Below are 14,161 nucleotides of genomic sequence, written 5' to 3' on the forward strand. Positions count from 1 at the left end.
GCGATTAGTTTTTGATCAGCCAATCGTTTTCCTCAACATGTAGTAGATAACGATACCGGCAACCACAAGTCCACCACCAAAACGACGCAAAATATTGTCCGGAAGTTGGCTCATTGTCGCGATCATCCGTCGCCATGCGCGTGGATAGAGCATCGGGCCGAGGCCTTCCAGCACCAAAACCAAAGCCAGTGCGAGCCAGATCGTTGAATTCATTTTTCATCCTTATAAAAGAAAACCACCGCTCCGTGAAGAGCGGTGGTTTGAATACTCAAACGAGCCTGAGTTTATCGCGTTGCGTTAGTCGGCGTCTTCATATAACGGAAGAAATCGCTGTCCGGGCTGAGTACCATCACATCCTGGTTGCTCTGGAAGCTATTCTCGTAAGCACGCAGGCTACGGATAAAGGCGTAGAAGTCGGGATCCTGGCTGAAGGCATCGGCAAACAGCTTCGCGGCTTCGGCATCGCCTTCACCACGCAGGATACGGCCCTGACGCTCAGATTCCGCCAGCGTCTTGGTCACTTCGTAGTCCGCTGCGGCACGCAGTTTCTCGGCCTCTTCCTGACCCTGTGAACGGTGACGACGGGCTACCGCTTCACGCTCGGCGCGCATACGGTTGTAGATCGCCTCGGACACCTCCGCTGGCAGGTTGATCTGCTTGATACGCACGTCAACCACTTCGATACCCAGTGCAGCCATACTGTTCGGGTTGATCACCGGTACTTTACCGTTGGTTTCAGCCTGAACGCGTTCAGCCGCTTTGGCAATCGCGTCATCCGCTGCCGGTGTTTCCACTTCGTCTTCGGTACCCGCTGTACCTGAGTTCAACGCATCACGCACTTCCAGTGTCAGACGACCACGGGAGTCGGTCACGATGTCTTTTACATCCAGACGACCAATTTCAGAACGCAGACGGTCAGAGAACTTACGTTTCAGCAGCACTTCTGCCTGAGAAACATCACCACCGCCGGTTGCCAGGAAGTAGCGGCTGAAGTCGCTGATACGCCATTTGATGTAGGAATCAACGATCAGGTCTTTCTTCTCTTTAGTCACGAAACGGTCGGCCTGGTTATCCATGGTCTGGATACGTGCGTCGAGCGTTTTGACTGACTGAATGAAAGGCACCTTGAAGTGCAGACCCGGCTCGTAGATCACCGGACGCTTGTCGCCGTCACGCACGACGCTGCTAAACTGGAACTTGATCCCACGTTCGCCCTCTTTCACCACAAAGATGGAGGTGTAGAGCACGACCAGTGCGATGATGATGATCGCAATAACTGACTTACGCATCCTTATTCCCCCTGACGCTGGTAGTCGTTACGCTGCGCGTTAGCACGGCGTTGGTCCATAATGTCACCATCGTTCGAAGAAGGCGTTGTGTTCGCGCTGGAGCTGCCAGACGAGGCTGGCGGCAGACGCAGCAGGTTGTTGGCTCCGCTGTTGTCTTTTGCTGCCGGTGCAGAACCGCCTTTAAGCATCTGATCCAGCGGCAGGACCATCAGGTTTCCGCCTTTGTTGTCGTTAACCAGCACTTTACGCGTATGGCTCAGCACTTTTTCCATGGTCTCGATATAGAGACGCTCACGGGTAATTTCCGGCGCGGCTTTATATTCCGGCAGGATCTTCGCGAAGCGAGCCACTTCACCCTGTGCTTCCAGGATGGTCTGGGTCTTATACGCGCGCGCTTCTTCCAGAATACGCTGCGCCTGACCGTTTGCACGCGGCTGAACTTCGTTGGTGTACGCTTCCGCTTCACGGATGTACTGCTGTTCGTTTTCACGCGCGGCAATCGCATCGTCAAACGCCGCTTTCACCTCTTCCGGCGGACGTGCAGCCTGGAAGTTGACGTCCAGCAGGGTGATACCCATGTTGTACGGACGGATGGTCTCTTCCAGCTCGCGCTGGGTATCGCTACGAATAACGGTACGACCTTCGGTCAGGATACGGTCCATGGTGTATTTACCGATCACGCCACGCAGGGCGCTGTCGGTCGCCTGACGCAGGCTGTCATCCGCGCTGGTCACGCTAAACAGATAACGCTCAGGATCGGTCACGCGGTACTGGACGTTCATCTCAACGCGCACCACGTTTTCGTCAGAGGTCAACATCACGCCAGACGCCGCCAGTTCACGGACGGACTCCACGTTCACTGCGGTCACGTTATCAATGAAGGTCGGTTTCCAGTTCAGGCCCGGCTCAACCAGATGGCTGAACTTACCGAAACGGGTTACCACGCCGCGCTCTGCTTCTTTAATGGTGTAGAACCCGCTGGCTGCCCAGATGATGACTACCGCCGCGGCCACAATGCTTACTACGCGGCCACCCATAGGCGGGCGCGGACTCTGAGTGGAGTTGCCACCCGAGCCAGAACCTTTTCCTCCGCCAAGGCCACCAAGCTTTTTGCTCAGTTTGCGGAAGATATCATCCAGATCCGGCGGCCCCTGCTCGCGACCACCTTTGTTGCCATTTCCCCCAGAGTTGCCGCCTTGATTATTGCTGCTTCCCCACGGGTCGCGGTCTTGTCCGTTATTACCGGGCTGATTCCACGCCATGTATATGCTCCATATTTGTTATGCAAGGGCGAATTTTTCAGGCTTCCCCTTTCTGATCAGACGATATAGTCCGCCAGCGCAGGTTCTTGTTTACAGAGGCGACGCCAGTCAACGATCGGCATACGCACCTGCATCCCCACGCTGCCGTCATCCTCCATCCACTCTTTTTCTATCGCCTGAAGCTGATAAAACCGGCTACGCAGCCTGCCTTCCTGTGGCGGCAGTCGCAGCGTGTGCTGAGCTACCTCACCGGAAAGACGTTCTGTCAAAGCCTGGAAAAGCAGTGGCACACCAATCCCGGCCTGAGCAGATAGCCAGACCCGAATTGGTTTGTTCTCTTCATCTCGGTCAATACGCGGTTCGAAATCGTCCAGCATATCGATCTTGTTCATCACCAACAGGGTGGGAATTTCGTGGGCGTCAATCTCTTCGAGCACCACATTCACCGCGTCGATGTTCTCCTGCACGCGTACGTCAGCCGCATCAATCACGTGCAGCAGCAGGGTCGCCTGACGCGTCTCCTGCAACGTCGCTTTAAACGCCGCCACCAGATCGTGCGGCAGATGGCGGATAAACCCTACGGTATCCGCCAGTACCGTTTCACCGACGTCTGCGACGTCAATACGGCGCAGCGTAGGGTCCAGGGTCGCAAACAGCTGGTCTGCGGCATACACCTGGGCCTCGGTTATCTGGTTAAACAGGGTGGATTTACCGGCGTTGGTATAGCCCACCAGCGACACCGTTGGGATGTCGGCTTTGGTTCGCGCCCGACGCCCCTGTTCGCGCTGTTTCTCGACACGCTCCAGACGAGAAAGGATCTGGGTTATACGGCCACGCAGCAAACGACGGTCGGTTTCGAGCTGGGTTTCACCCGGGCCACGTAAACCAATCCCGCCTTTTTGTCTTTCAAGGTGTGTCCAGCCACGCACCAGACGCGTCGCCAGATGGCGCAACTGCGCCAGCTCAACCTGCAACTTACCCTCGTGGGTACGCGCACGCTGAGCAAAAATATCTAAGATCAACCCCGTGCGATCGATAACACGACATTCGCAGAGAGCTTCCAGGTTACGTTCCTGAGCCGGAGACAGCGCATGATCAAACAGCACGACTGATGCGCCGGTTGCTTTTACGGCATCCGCAATTTCAACTGCTTTACCTTCACCAACAAAGTACTTCGGGTGCGGCGCTTTACGGCTACCGGTAATCACCTGCATTGCTTCGACACCGGCGGAAGAGACCAGAGATTCAAACTCCTGGAGGTCTTCCATATCTTTGTCTTGCGAAAAATAGATGTGTACCAGCACCGCCTGCTCACCGGCGTCATAACGGTCAAACAAGCGTAAACCTCTCTAAAAAGATCAGCGGGGAACGCAGGATCCCTGGCTCCCCGTGTGGAAAACAGCCCAAAACCTTATTCGGTTTCTTCGCTGTCCTGCGCAGGAGCAGATGAACCCTGCGCGTTGCTGCCATGATGGTAGTTACTGCCAGTGCCGCCGCCAGCGTTATTGCTGTGATGAGATACCGGACGGGACGGAACAACAGTAGAAATCGCGTGCTTATAGACCATCTGGCTGACCGTGTTTTTCAACAGGATCACGAACTGATCGAAAGACTCAATCTGACCTTGCAGCTTAATACCATTCACCAAATAAATAGAAACTGGAACACGCTCCCGACGCAATGCGTTCAGGAACGGATCTTGTAAAGATTGCCCCTTAGCCATTCTATCTTTTCCTTATATGCTTGTTTTGTACTTAGAACCTTGCGATTCTGAAAAATTGCGCACGATACGGCTTAATTGTACACATTCAGTCAGCGATATCACCAATAACCTCAATCACTTCGTTTAACGCCTGTTGTGGTTTTTCACTGTCTAACCAGTGAACCCCCTCCCAACCGCGCAACCAGGTGATCTGGCGCTTCGCTAACTGTCTCGTGGCGCAAACACCTCGATAAACCATTTCATCGTATGAAATCTCGCCTTCAAGATACGACCACATCTGGCGGTATCCCACACAACGAATGGAAGGCATGTCCGTATGCAAATCTCCACGGGCAAAAAGCGCCCGCACTTCTGCTTCAAAATCTGAAGCCAACATCTGATGAAAACGCTGCTCAATTCGTTGATGGAGCAGTTCACGGCTCGCCGGGGCGATGGCGAACTGATGCACCTGATACGGCAGAGCGTCTCCTGACGTTTGCGTCAGTTCCGTTAAAGTTTTACCCGAAATGAAAAAAACTTCCAGTGCCCGGGAAAGCCTTTGCGGATCGTTTGGGTGGATCCGCGCTGCGGCAAACGGGTCAATCTCTTCCAGTTGCCTGTGCAAAACGTCCCACCCCTGCTCTGCCGCCTGCCGCTCAATCTTCGCTCTCACTTCCGGATCGGCCGATGGCAGAGGCGATAACCCCTCCAGCAGCGCCTTAAAGTAGAGCATCGTGCCGCCAACTAACAGCGGTATGCGTCCCGCGGCGGTAATCTCGGCCATCTCAGCTAAGGCGTCGCGGCGAAAATCTGCTGCGGAGTAAGCCTGTGCCGGGTCGAGAATATCCAGTAAACGGTGCGGTGCCGCACGCAGTTCGTCTGCGTTGGGCTTCGCCGTGCCGATGTCCATTCCTCGGTAAATGAGGGCTGAATCAACGCTAATCAACTCTACTGGCAAAACTTTACGTAACTCAATGGCTAACGCCGTTTTACCGGAGGCCGTTGGCCCCATTAAAAAAATCGCCTTTGGCAGGCTCGCCTTACATACATCAGTCATGTTTCAGGGCGGTCATCGCCGTTTTTAAATCAACAGGTTGTAACAAACCACCTGGCGGCGCTTTCACCAGTTGTGGACAGAGGCGTTCCACCTCTGCCAGAACGGTAATCGCCTGCGCCATACTCCACGGCGAATGTTCGCTGGCCAGATGGCGGGCGATCCACTGCGCGGTATCGGCGGCATCAAACGTCGTTTGTTGCGCCAGGTAGCCTATCAGTTCAGGAATCAAGTTTTGTAAATTTTGTTGGCGTAAGGGTAAAGGCACTGCGCGAATTGTCACATGCTGCGCGTCCAGTACGATTTCAATCCCCATTTCGGCAAGAAGCGCCTGGGCACGCTGCAAAACCCCTGTTTCCTCATGGTTTATTTTCAACCGAACCGGGATCAGTAACGGCTGAGCACAGGCGGCGTTTTCCCCTGGCGTCAGTTGCGCCTGTTTAAGCCAGCGTTCCGCTACCGGCAACGCCAGCAGCATCAATTTCCCCTCACGTTCAAGCAGTGCCATGTCCGGGGCGACAATCGTCAATACCCGGCCAAAACTCTGGCTATGTCCGTCAAGGGAAAACGGCGATACCTCAATATGTTCTTTCCGTTCCACGGCTGGGGTGCCCAGCAATTTACGGTATAACGCCCCTTGCTGCTTTCGATACCCCGGCTGGGCATTCGGGTAGTTGGCGCCCGTCGGGCGCGGTGCGCTTCCCGCTGACGAAAAACGCGGAGCCACTGGTTCGCGCGCGGCTGCGGGTTCAGCGAAATGGTTACGTCCGGCCGCCACGCGATTTTCTGGCAGCGATCGCGGTGCAGGAACGTCGTTTTCCAGCGGCAGCGTTGGCTCAGCCTGCTTCTGCAAAACGCTAACGACGCCCTGATAGATAAAATCATGCACCAGACGCGACTGGTGGAAACGCACCTCGTGCTTGGCGGGGTGCACGTTGACGTCAACCTGATGCGGGTCGATCTCCAGATAAAGCACAAAGGCGGGCTGTTGATCGGCGCCGAGCTTATCTTCACAGGCCTGGCGAATGGCGTGGTTAATCAGACGGTCGCGCATCATGCGACCGTTGACGTAGCAGTACTGAATCTCAGCAAACGCGGCGCTACTGGCGTTCGGATCGGCAACCCAGCCGCGCAGGGCCAAATCGCCATGCTGCCACTCAATGGCCAGCGCTTTTTCCAGGAACGGCGTGCCGCAGATGGCGCCCAGCCGACGCTCCTTTTGCCCGCCTTCCGCCACTGCCCGGTACTGACGCATCACCTTACCGTTATGACTGAGGTTAAGAGTGACATCAAAGCGTGCCAGCGCGATGCGGCGGATGATCTCGTCGATATGTCCGAATTCGGTCTTCTCGGTTCGCATAAACTTGCGCCGGGCGGGCGTGTTATAGAAAAGATCCAGCACTTCAAGCGTGGTGCCTACCGGGTGCGCCGCTGGTTTAACCGTGACGTCCATATCGCGCCCTTCGGCGTAGGCCTGCCAGGCTTCCTGCTGGTCGGCCGTGCGGGAGGTCAACGTTAAGCGGGAAACGGAGCTGATACTGGCCAGCGCTTCGCCGCGAAAACCCAGGCTGATAATCGCTTCCAGATCGTCAAGTGACGCAATTTTACTGGTGGCATGACGCGCCAGCGCCAGCGCCAGCTCGTCCTTTTTGATGCCACAGCCGTTATCACGAATGCGGATAAGCTTTGCGCCCCCGCGTTCAATATCGATATCAATGCGGGTCGCCCCTGCATCGAGGCTGTTTTCCACCAGCTCTTTTACCACCGATGCAGGGCGTTCCACCACCTCACCGGCGGCGATTTGGTTCGCGAGCTGCGGCGGTAGAACCTGAATCGGCATGAACTCTCCTTAATTAGTCGCGGTCATCTCACCCGGCAGCGCGGCGCTTGCCGTCTGGGCTGCCCCGCCCTGCGGCGCAGACTGAAGCGGATGCGCGTCAAAGTATTTACGCAGACCGTTATAAATCGCTTCAGCAATTTGCTGCTGATAGCTGTCGCTTCCCAGTAAACGCTCTTCACCGTGATTACTGATAAAACCCGTCTCTACCAGAATCGACGGAATATCCGGCGAACGCAGGACACCGAGGCTCGCATGTTCCGGACGACGCTTATGCAGCGATCCGACGCTTTGCAGCTGGTTGAGTACGTTAGTGGCGACATCATACCCGACGCGCTGAGAATGACCGAACTGTAAATCCAGCACCGCCTGGCTGAGATACGGATCGGCCTGGCTGTTTGCCAGCACATCGCCTGCCCCGCCTAACAGTTCAGACTGCTTCTCGTGCTCTTCAAGCCAGTTCGCCATTTCACTGTTGGCACGACGGTTCGACAGTACCCATACCGACGCGCCGGTGGCGTTACGGTTCGGCGCAGCATCCGCGTGAATCGACACCAGGAAGTTGGCGTTTTGCTTACGCGCCACATCCGAGCGTCCCATCACTGAAATAAAGTAATCTCCGTCGCGGGTCATGACCCCTTTAAACATCGGATCGTCATTCAGAAGCGCACGCAGCTTACGGGCAATGGCGATAGTGACGTTTTTCTCCCGCGTGCCGCCCGGGCCAATCGCGCCAGGATCTTGCCCGCCGTGTCCGGCGTCGATGGCGATAATCACTTTGTCGCCACTGACCGGCGTTCGCCGCGCGCTGACCGCCGGACGCGTCACCGTGTTGCTGCTGGTCACGGCGGTAAGTCGGTCATTTTGTGATTTAAACGGATTACGGGCTGGCTCAGACGGCCTTGGGGTATAAACCGGCGCTTCTACGCGTTTTGCTACCACAGGTGCAGGCGGTGGCGGCGGCGGAACATCAGCATTAATGGTAAAAACCACCGTATAACTGGCGCCGTTTTGCTGCTTAACCGCCTTCGTTTTGCCCTTTTCGGTGAGATCGACCACCAGACGCAGAGACTGCGCATCCTTCGGCGTCCCCGAACGGATGCTTTTCACCAGATTGTTGCCGCTGAACTGGAGCGGCAGCCCCTGGATCACCCCGGACTGTTTAATATCGAGCGCCACGCTGCGGCTGTCGATTTGTGAGAAAGCATATTCAGGATCGCCCATAAAGCTGAAGGTAATGCGGGCCTGGCTATCGCCATTCGACACCTGAATATCCGAGAGGCTGGCCGCACCGGCCTGCGCGCACAGCAGAACCGTGGCTGCCAAAATCCAACCTTTAACGCGATTAATCATCCCGTTATCCCTACGCTCAACCGGCTAAACGCGCCAGTAAGGAACAGCCTGATGAGGAAACCGCACTGATGCGCGCCTCACGCCCTTGTGCCTGATAATCCAAGTGAATTTCGACATCCGGGTCAGGCAGCACACCCGCACCTTGTTGCGGCCACTCCACCAGGCAAATGGCGTCGTTGGCAAAGTAATCGCGGATCCCCATAAATTCCAGCTCCTCAGGATCCGCAAGACGATATAAATCAAAGTGGTACACCATGATATTTTCAAGCGTGTACGGTTCTACTAGCGTATAAGTCGGGCTTTTTACGTTCCCGTTATGGCCTAACGCCTGCAAAAAACCACGGCTGAAGGTTGTTTTACCCGCGCCTAAATCACCATACAGATAAATGACGGTCGCCCCCTGACAGGCATGCGCCACGCGCTTGCCGAGATCTAAAGTGGCTTGTTCATCAGGTAAAGGAATCGCTCGATTAGTCATTTTCTACGTCAATCACATCCGGGTTAACAACACGCCGCAGCGTGCAAAAAAGATCGGTGGCCAGCATACCGCGCGTTCCGTAACGAGCAGCCAGCCTGTCAGCCGCCGCACCGTGGGCCACGCAGCCAGCACAGGCTGCATCATAAAGGGGAAGTTTCTGTCCGAGCAATGCGCCAATGATGCCAGAGAGCACATCACCCATGCCGCCGCTCGCCATGCCTGCATTACCGGCATCAACGATGCCCATCGCATCATCGCTGGCAATAACGGTCCCCGCCCCTTTCAAAACGACAACACCTCCGTAACGTTTTACCAGACGTTGGGCTGAAAGTAAGCGATCGCTTTCAATTTCTGCCACGCTACAGTTAAGCAGCCGTGCGGCTTCGCCGGGGTGTGGCGTCAGAATGCGATTGTGACGCTTATCCGGGTTTATTGCCAGAAGGTTAAGCGCGTCGGCATCCCAGAGCATCGGCTTACGAAAATTCTCGGCCTTTTGCAGGGCCTGTTTACCCCACTCCTGCTGACCCAGGCCCGGACCAATGACTACCACGTCCGCCCACTCAAGACCCTCTTCAATCGCCTGTGGGGCAAGCTCGTGGACCATCAGCTCCGGCCGCGCGGTAATAATCGGCGGAATGTTTTCGCTGCGGGTCAGCACGCGTACTAATCCGGCACCGCTGCGCAACGCGGCCTCTCCTGTCATGCGAATCGCACCTGCCGTGCCATGATCGCCACCGATAATCAGCAGCCGGCCATGATCACCCTTATGGGATGTGGGGCGGCGCGGAGGCAGCCACTGAGCAAGCAGGGAGGCATCAAAGCGGGTGATGTGGGTATCCTGTCCAGCCAGCCAGTTTTCCAGCCCCAGTGCGTTGTAATGTAACGTCCCCACGACATCCCGCGCTTTACCGGTAAGCAAACCCGGCTTCAGGGCGATAAAGGTCACGGTGTGCGCAGCCTCAATCGACACGCCCGGCGTCGCGCCGGTTTGCGTCATCAGGCCGGAGGGAATATCCAGCGCCACCACCGGGGCGGGGTGCGCATTAGCGTGGGTAATCAGCGCGGCGACGTCATCGCGAGGCGCGCGCATCAGCCCCGTTCCCAGCAGACCATCAACAATCACGTCGACATCCTCGGGCCAGATAATATCAGGCGCATGAATAATGCCCCCCGCATTCAGCCAGGCCTCTCTCGCCATGCCAGCCTCTTCCGGTAGCGGCTTGTCGCTCTCCAGCGCCAGCAGGGTGACGCGCAGCCCCGCCGCCACCGCAAGACGAGCCACCACATAGCCATCGCCACCGTTATTGCCGTGCCCGCACAGAATCAGGTAGTGCGAGGCATCCGGATAAGCCGTGCGCGCTACGTTAAACGCCGCCTCGCCCGCGCGCTGCATCAGTTCATAAAGGGTAACGCCCAGGCTATCTGCGGCCTCTTTTTCGGCCCGACGGATGTCATCCGCATGCCAGATGGAATGTGGTATACTTGCGGGGTTTTTCTTCACAGTATGGTCCGTCATGTCACAGCCCCTCGATCTCAATGAATTAGCGCAAAAAATAAAACAGTGGGGTGCTGAACTGGGCTTCCAGAAGGTCGGTATTACCGATACCGACCTCTCTGCCAGCGAGCCTAAGCTACAGGCATGGCTGGATAAACAATACCACGGCGAGATGGAGTGGATGGCGCGTCACGGTATGATGCGTGCCCGCCCCCACGAGCTGTTGCCGGGTACGCTGCGCGTCATTAGCGTACGCATGAACTATCTGCCCGCTAACGCGGCCTTTGCGCGCACGCTAAAAAATCCTTCGCTGGGTTACGTCAGCCGATACGCTCTGGGACGTGATTACCATAAACTTCTGCGCAACCGTCTAAAAAAGCTCGGGGAAACCATTCAGCAGCACTGTGTTTCGCTGAATTTTAGACCCTTTGTCGATTCTGCGCCTATTCTTGAGCGCCCGATCGCCGAAAAAGCCGGGCTTGGCTGGACAGGTAAGCACTCACTTATCTTAAGCCGCGACGCGGGCTCATTCTTTTTCCTGGGTGAATTGTTGATTGATTTACCCCTGCCGGTAGACGGTCCGGTGGAAGAAGGGTGTGGCCGCTGCGTGGCCTGTATGACCATATGCCCAACGGGCGCTATCGTTGAACCCTATACCGTTGATGCGCGCCGCTGTATCTCTTATCTCACCATCGAGCTGGAAGGTGCTATTCCAGAGGAATTTCGTCCGCTTATTGGCAACCGCATCTACGGCTGTGATGACTGCCAGCTGATTTGTCCGTGGAACCGCTATTCACAGTTGACGGACGAAGAAGACTTCAGTCCCCGCAAGGCGTTACATGCCCCGCAGCTGATCGAACTGTTCGCCTGGAGCGAAGCCTGGTTCCTGAAGGTGACGGAAGGTTCCGCCATACGTCGTATCGGCCACCTGCGCTGGCTGCGTAATGTGGCCGTTGCGCTGGGTAATGCCCCATGGGATGAAGCCAATCTTCAGGCGCTCGAAAGCCGCAGAGGTGAGCACCCACTTCTTGATGAGCACATAGAATGGGCGATTGCGCAGCAAATTGAGAAGCGAAATGCCGGCGTGGTTGAAGTACAATTACCGAAGAAACAGCGCCTGGTCAGGATGATTGAAAAAGGGCTGCCACGGGATGTGTGATATATTCACAGGCTGTGAATAAAAATAAGAATTCAGGCGCCATAAGGTTTAGCAAACAGGTCAAGTGATCTCAATAACATTTTGAAATCAAATTTTCTTCATAGATTACAGTTAATTACGAAGATATTATTCACCCTGCTAACATTTTGTACAACTGGGATTTATCACAGTTTCTGTGGATAACTCTGTTTACAAGAGTGTTTCAGATACAATAGAAAACGTCCCCAACGAAGCATTTCGCTGTGGATAATTTAGGGAAGAAGAAGAATTTGGAGCGGGAAACGAGACTCGAACTCGCGACCCCGACCTTGGCAAGGTCGTGCTCTACCAACTGAGCTATTCCCGCTTGGGTATTCTGGTGCTGTGCGTATCTTGCGATACTTTCAAATTTTGGAGCGGGAAACGAGACTCGAACTCGCGACCCCGACCTTGGCAAGGTCGTGCTCTACCAACTGAGCTATTCCCGCTTGGGTGTTCTGGTGCTGGCGTATCTTGCGATACTTTTCAAATTTTGGAGCGGGAAACGAGACTCGAACTCGCGACCCCGACCTTGGCAAGGTCGTGCTCTACCAACTGAGCTATTCCCGCAAATCTGTACTGCTTTTGTTGCTGTCGTAACGTGTAATTCTCTGTCGTTACGGGAGGCGCATTATACGAGAAATCCGTTTAGCTGCAACCCCCCTCAAAGCGATTTTTTTGAAATTCAGTTCAAGTGCTTATTTAATCGGCAAGCTGAACAATTTAGCGACAAAAACCCGGCCACGCAAGGCGCCGGATCGCAAAATTAAAGCTTAATAAAGTTTTCGCGATAGTACGCCAGCTCCGCAACAGACTCACGGATGTCGTCCATTGCCTGGTGCGTCCCCTGCTTTGTGAAGCCGTCGAGAATTTCCGGTTTCCAGCGGCGGGCCAGCTCTTTTAAGGTGCTCACATCCAGATAGCGGTAGTGGAAATAGGACTCCAGCTCCGGCATGTACTTAAACAGGAAACGACGATCCTGACCAATGCTGTTGCCACAGATAGGCGATTTTCCTGCCGGCACCCACTGCTTCAGAAACTCAATCGTCGCCAGCTCCGCTTCGCGGTCGCCCAGAGTGCTGGCCTTCACGCGTTCCACCAGCCCGCTGCCAGTATGGGTACGCACGTTCCACTCATCCATCAGCGCAAGCTGGTCATCGGACTGGTGCACGGCAATCGTTGGGCCTTCCGCCAGAATATTGAGGTTGGCATCGGTGACCAGTGTGGCGATCTCAATAATGCGATCGCGCTCGGGATCCAGGCCGGTCATCTCCAGATCGATCCAAATCAGGTTGTTTTCGTCCGCGCTCATGTTATTTTCCACCCTTCTCGCTTAACCGGCAGTAGCAGGTTAACTAGTATTAATTAGAGTGTATCATAGAGGTTTTGCCCGCTATGGGCGACCAGGAGCCAGCGCGATTGAGTAAAAATAAACTCTCCAAAGGGCAGCAGCGCCGCGTGAATGCAAATCACCAGCGCCGTCTTAAAACCACTACGGAGAAACCCGATTACGACGACAACCTGTTTGGCGAAGCGACGGAAGGCGTGGTGATTAGCCGCTTCGGTATGCATGCCGATGTCGAGTCTGCCGACGGGGACATCCACCGTTGCAATATCCGTCGCACCATCCGTTCCCTGGTGACCGGTGACCGCGTGGTCTGGCGTCCAGGCAAAGCGGCTGCGGAAGGGGTAACGGTTAAAGGTATCGTTGAAGCCGTGCATGAACGCACGTCGGTTCTGACCCGTCCTGATTTCTACGACGGCGTAAAGCCCATTGCCGCCAATATCAACCAGATCGTGATCGTTTCAGCGATTTTACCCGAACTTTCGCTCAACATTATTGACCGTTACCTGGTGGCCTGCGAAACGCTACAGGTTGAGCCGCTCATCGTGCTGAATAAAATCGATCTGCTGGATGACGAGGCCATGGCCTTTGTGAATGAGCAGATGGATATCTATCGCAATATTGGTTATCGCGTTTTGATGGTTTCCAGCCGCACCAAAGATGGCCTGAAGCCGTTAGAAGATGCGCTGACCGACCGCATCAGTATCTTTGCAGGGCAGTCTGGCGTGGGTAAATCGAGCCTGCTTAACAACCTGCTCGGCCTTCAGCAAGAAATCCTGACCAACGATGTGTCGGACGTCTCCGGGCTGGGCCAGCACACCACCACCGCCTCACGTCTCTATCACTTCCCGCACGGCGGCGATGTGATTGACTCCCCGGGTGTGCGTGAATTTGGTCTCTGGCATCTTGAGCCGGAACAAATCTTTAACGGATTTGTCGAATTCCATGACTATATAGGCGCTTGCAAATACCGCGACTGTAAACATGACAACGATCCGGGCTGCGCCATCCGCGAAGCGGTGGAGAACGGTGAAATAGCGGAAACCCGTTTCGAAAATTACCATCGTATTCTCGAAAGCATGGACCAGGTAAAAACGCGTAAAAACTTTTCTGATTCTGATAACTGACAACTAAGCTAAGCGTCGCTAAAATCGTCCCCTTTTTTCAGG

Annotated in this window: 13 protein-coding genes and 3 tRNA genes; 2 read left to right on the forward strand and 14 right to left on the reverse strand. The window is 55.2% G+C overall.

Going from position 1 to position 14,161, the window contains the following annotated elements:
* Positions 1 to 15 precede the first annotated feature (15 nt).
* From AC4OVS_RS20010 to nnr, 10 genes are all read right to left on the reverse strand, one after another.
* Positions 16 to 213, reverse strand: a complete 198-nt coding sequence (locus tag AC4OVS_RS20010; RefSeq protein ID WP_003855996.1) for a DUF2065 domain-containing protein — start codon at positions 211 to 213, stop codon at positions 16 to 18.
* A gap of 71 nt (positions 214 to 284) precedes the next feature.
* Entirely contained in the window at positions 285 to 1,289 is a 1,005-nt protein-coding gene (hflC, locus tag AC4OVS_RS20015) for a protease modulator HflC (protein WP_022646821.1), read from the reverse strand.
* Positions 1,290 to 1,291: 2 nt separating this feature from the next.
* A complete protein-coding gene (hflK, locus tag AC4OVS_RS20020) occupies positions 1,292 to 2,551 on the reverse strand; it encodes an FtsH protease activity modulator HflK (RefSeq protein WP_022646820.1) in 1,260 nt (419 codons plus the stop codon).
* 56 nt (positions 2,552 to 2,607) lie between these two features.
* Positions 2,608 to 3,888: a ribosome rescue GTPase HflX gene (gene hflX, locus AC4OVS_RS20025; RefSeq protein ID WP_003855991.1), complete on the reverse strand. Its 1,281-nt coding sequence runs from the start codon at positions 3,886 to 3,888 to the stop codon at positions 2,608 to 2,610.
* Positions 3,889 to 3,962: 74 nt separating this feature from the next.
* Positions 3,963 to 4,274: an RNA chaperone Hfq gene (hfq, locus tag AC4OVS_RS20030; protein WP_006810391.1), complete on the reverse strand. Its 312-nt coding sequence runs from the start codon at positions 4,272 to 4,274 to the stop codon at positions 3,963 to 3,965.
* An 85-nt stretch (positions 4,275 to 4,359) separates the two neighbouring features.
* On the reverse strand, positions 4,360 to 5,310 hold the full coding sequence (gene miaA, locus AC4OVS_RS20035; RefSeq protein ID WP_491922664.1) for a tRNA (adenosine(37)-N6)-dimethylallyltransferase MiaA: 951 nt from the start codon (positions 5,308 to 5,310) through the stop codon (positions 4,360 to 4,362).
* On the reverse strand, positions 5,303 to 7,147 hold the full coding sequence (gene mutL, locus AC4OVS_RS20040; protein WP_491922665.1) for a DNA mismatch repair endonuclease MutL: 1,845 nt from the start codon (positions 7,145 to 7,147) through the stop codon (positions 5,303 to 5,305). Before mutL ends, miaA begins: the two co-directional genes overlap by 8 nt.
* 9 nt (positions 7,148 to 7,156) lie before the next feature.
* Positions 7,157 to 8,497 (reverse strand): N-acetylmuramoyl-L-alanine amidase AmiB, encoded by a 1,341-nt coding sequence (gene amiB, locus AC4OVS_RS20045; RefSeq protein WP_022646817.1) that lies wholly within the window; start codon positions 8,495 to 8,497, stop codon positions 7,157 to 7,159.
* Between the two features lie 16 nt (positions 8,498 to 8,513).
* On the reverse strand, positions 8,514 to 8,975 hold the full coding sequence (tsaE, locus tag AC4OVS_RS20050) for a tRNA (adenosine(37)-N6)-threonylcarbamoyltransferase complex ATPase subunit type 1 TsaE (RefSeq protein ID WP_491922666.1): 462 nt from the start codon (positions 8,973 to 8,975) through the stop codon (positions 8,514 to 8,516).
* Positions 8,968 to 10,491 (reverse strand): bifunctional ADP-dependent NAD(P)H-hydrate dehydratase/NAD(P)H-hydrate epimerase, encoded by a 1,524-nt coding sequence (gene nnr / locus AC4OVS_RS20055; RefSeq protein WP_491922667.1) that lies wholly within the window; start codon positions 10,489 to 10,491, stop codon positions 8,968 to 8,970. Before nnr ends, tsaE begins: the two co-directional genes overlap by 8 nt.
* Between nnr and queG the strand changes: the two genes are divergently transcribed.
* Positions 10,490 to 11,629 (forward strand): tRNA epoxyqueuosine(34) reductase QueG, encoded by a 1,140-nt coding sequence (gene queG, locus AC4OVS_RS20060; protein WP_491922668.1) that lies wholly within the window; start codon positions 10,490 to 10,492, stop codon positions 11,627 to 11,629. The two genes, nnr and queG, sit on opposite strands and share 2 nt — an antisense overlap.
* Before the next feature lie 270 nt (positions 11,630 to 11,899).
* On the opposite strand, the gene AC4OVS_RS20065 is transcribed toward queG, so the two are convergent.
* From AC4OVS_RS20065 to orn, 4 genes are all read right to left on the reverse strand, one after another.
* Positions 11,900 to 11,975, reverse strand: a tRNA-Gly gene (locus AC4OVS_RS20065).
* Positions 11,976 to 12,020: 45 nt separating this feature from the next.
* Positions 12,021 to 12,096 (reverse strand) — tRNA-Gly (locus tag AC4OVS_RS20070).
* 45 nt (positions 12,097 to 12,141) lie between these two features.
* A tRNA-Gly gene (locus AC4OVS_RS20075) sits at positions 12,142 to 12,217 on the reverse strand.
* A gap of 196 nt (positions 12,218 to 12,413) precedes the next feature.
* On the reverse strand, positions 12,414 to 12,959 hold the full coding sequence (orn, locus tag AC4OVS_RS20080; RefSeq protein ID WP_038415130.1) for an oligoribonuclease: 546 nt from the start codon (positions 12,957 to 12,959) through the stop codon (positions 12,414 to 12,416).
* Between the two features lie 107 nt (positions 12,960 to 13,066).
* On the opposite strand from orn, the gene rsgA reads away from it, so the two are divergent.
* On the forward strand, positions 13,067 to 14,119 hold the full coding sequence (gene rsgA, locus AC4OVS_RS20085) for a small ribosomal subunit biogenesis GTPase RsgA (protein ID WP_072202591.1): 1,053 nt from the start codon (positions 13,067 to 13,069) through the stop codon (positions 14,117 to 14,119).
* The last annotated feature ends 42 nt before the right edge of the window (positions 14,120 to 14,161 follow it).

This window comes from Enterobacter sp. 4974935, assembly GCF_058661735.1.

Bases quoted from the DNA above. Each gene is read 5' to 3' on its own strand.
- nnr (WP_491922667.1), bottom strand. From the start codon at position 10,491: ATGACGGACCATACTGTGAAGAAAAACCCCGCAAGTATACCACATTCC.
- miaA (WP_491922664.1), bottom strand. From the start codon at position 5,310: ATGACTGATGTATGTAAGGCGAGCCTGCCAAAGGCGATTTTTTTAATG.
- hflC (WP_022646821.1), bottom strand. From the start codon at position 1,289: ATGCGTAAGTCAGTTATTGCGATCATCATCATCGCACTGGTCGTGCTC.
- hfq (WP_006810391.1), bottom strand. From the start codon at position 4,274: ATGGCTAAGGGGCAATCTTTACAAGATCCGTTCCTGAACGCATTGCGT.
- queG (WP_491922668.1), top strand. From the start codon at position 10,490: ATGTCACAGCCCCTCGATCTCAATGAATTAGCGCAAAAAATAAAACAG.
- AC4OVS_RS20010 (WP_003855996.1), bottom strand. From the start codon at position 213: ATGAATTCAACGATCTGGCTCGCACTGGCTTTGGTTTTGGTGCTGGAA.
- hflK (WP_022646820.1), bottom strand. From the start codon at position 2,551: ATGGCGTGGAATCAGCCCGGTAATAACGGACAAGACCGCGACCCGTGG.
- mutL (WP_491922665.1), bottom strand. From the start codon at position 7,147: ATGCCGATTCAGGTTCTACCGCCGCAGCTCGCGAACCAAATCGCCGCC.
- amiB (WP_022646817.1), bottom strand. From the start codon at position 8,497: ATGATTAATCGCGTTAAAGGTTGGATTTTGGCAGCCACGGTTCTGCTG.
- orn (WP_038415130.1), bottom strand. From the start codon at position 12,959: ATGAGCGCGGACGAAAACAACCTGATTTGGATCGATCTGGAGATGACC.
- tsaE (WP_491922666.1), bottom strand. From the start codon at position 8,975: ATGACTAATCGAGCGATTCCTTTACCTGATGAACAAGCCACTTTAGAT.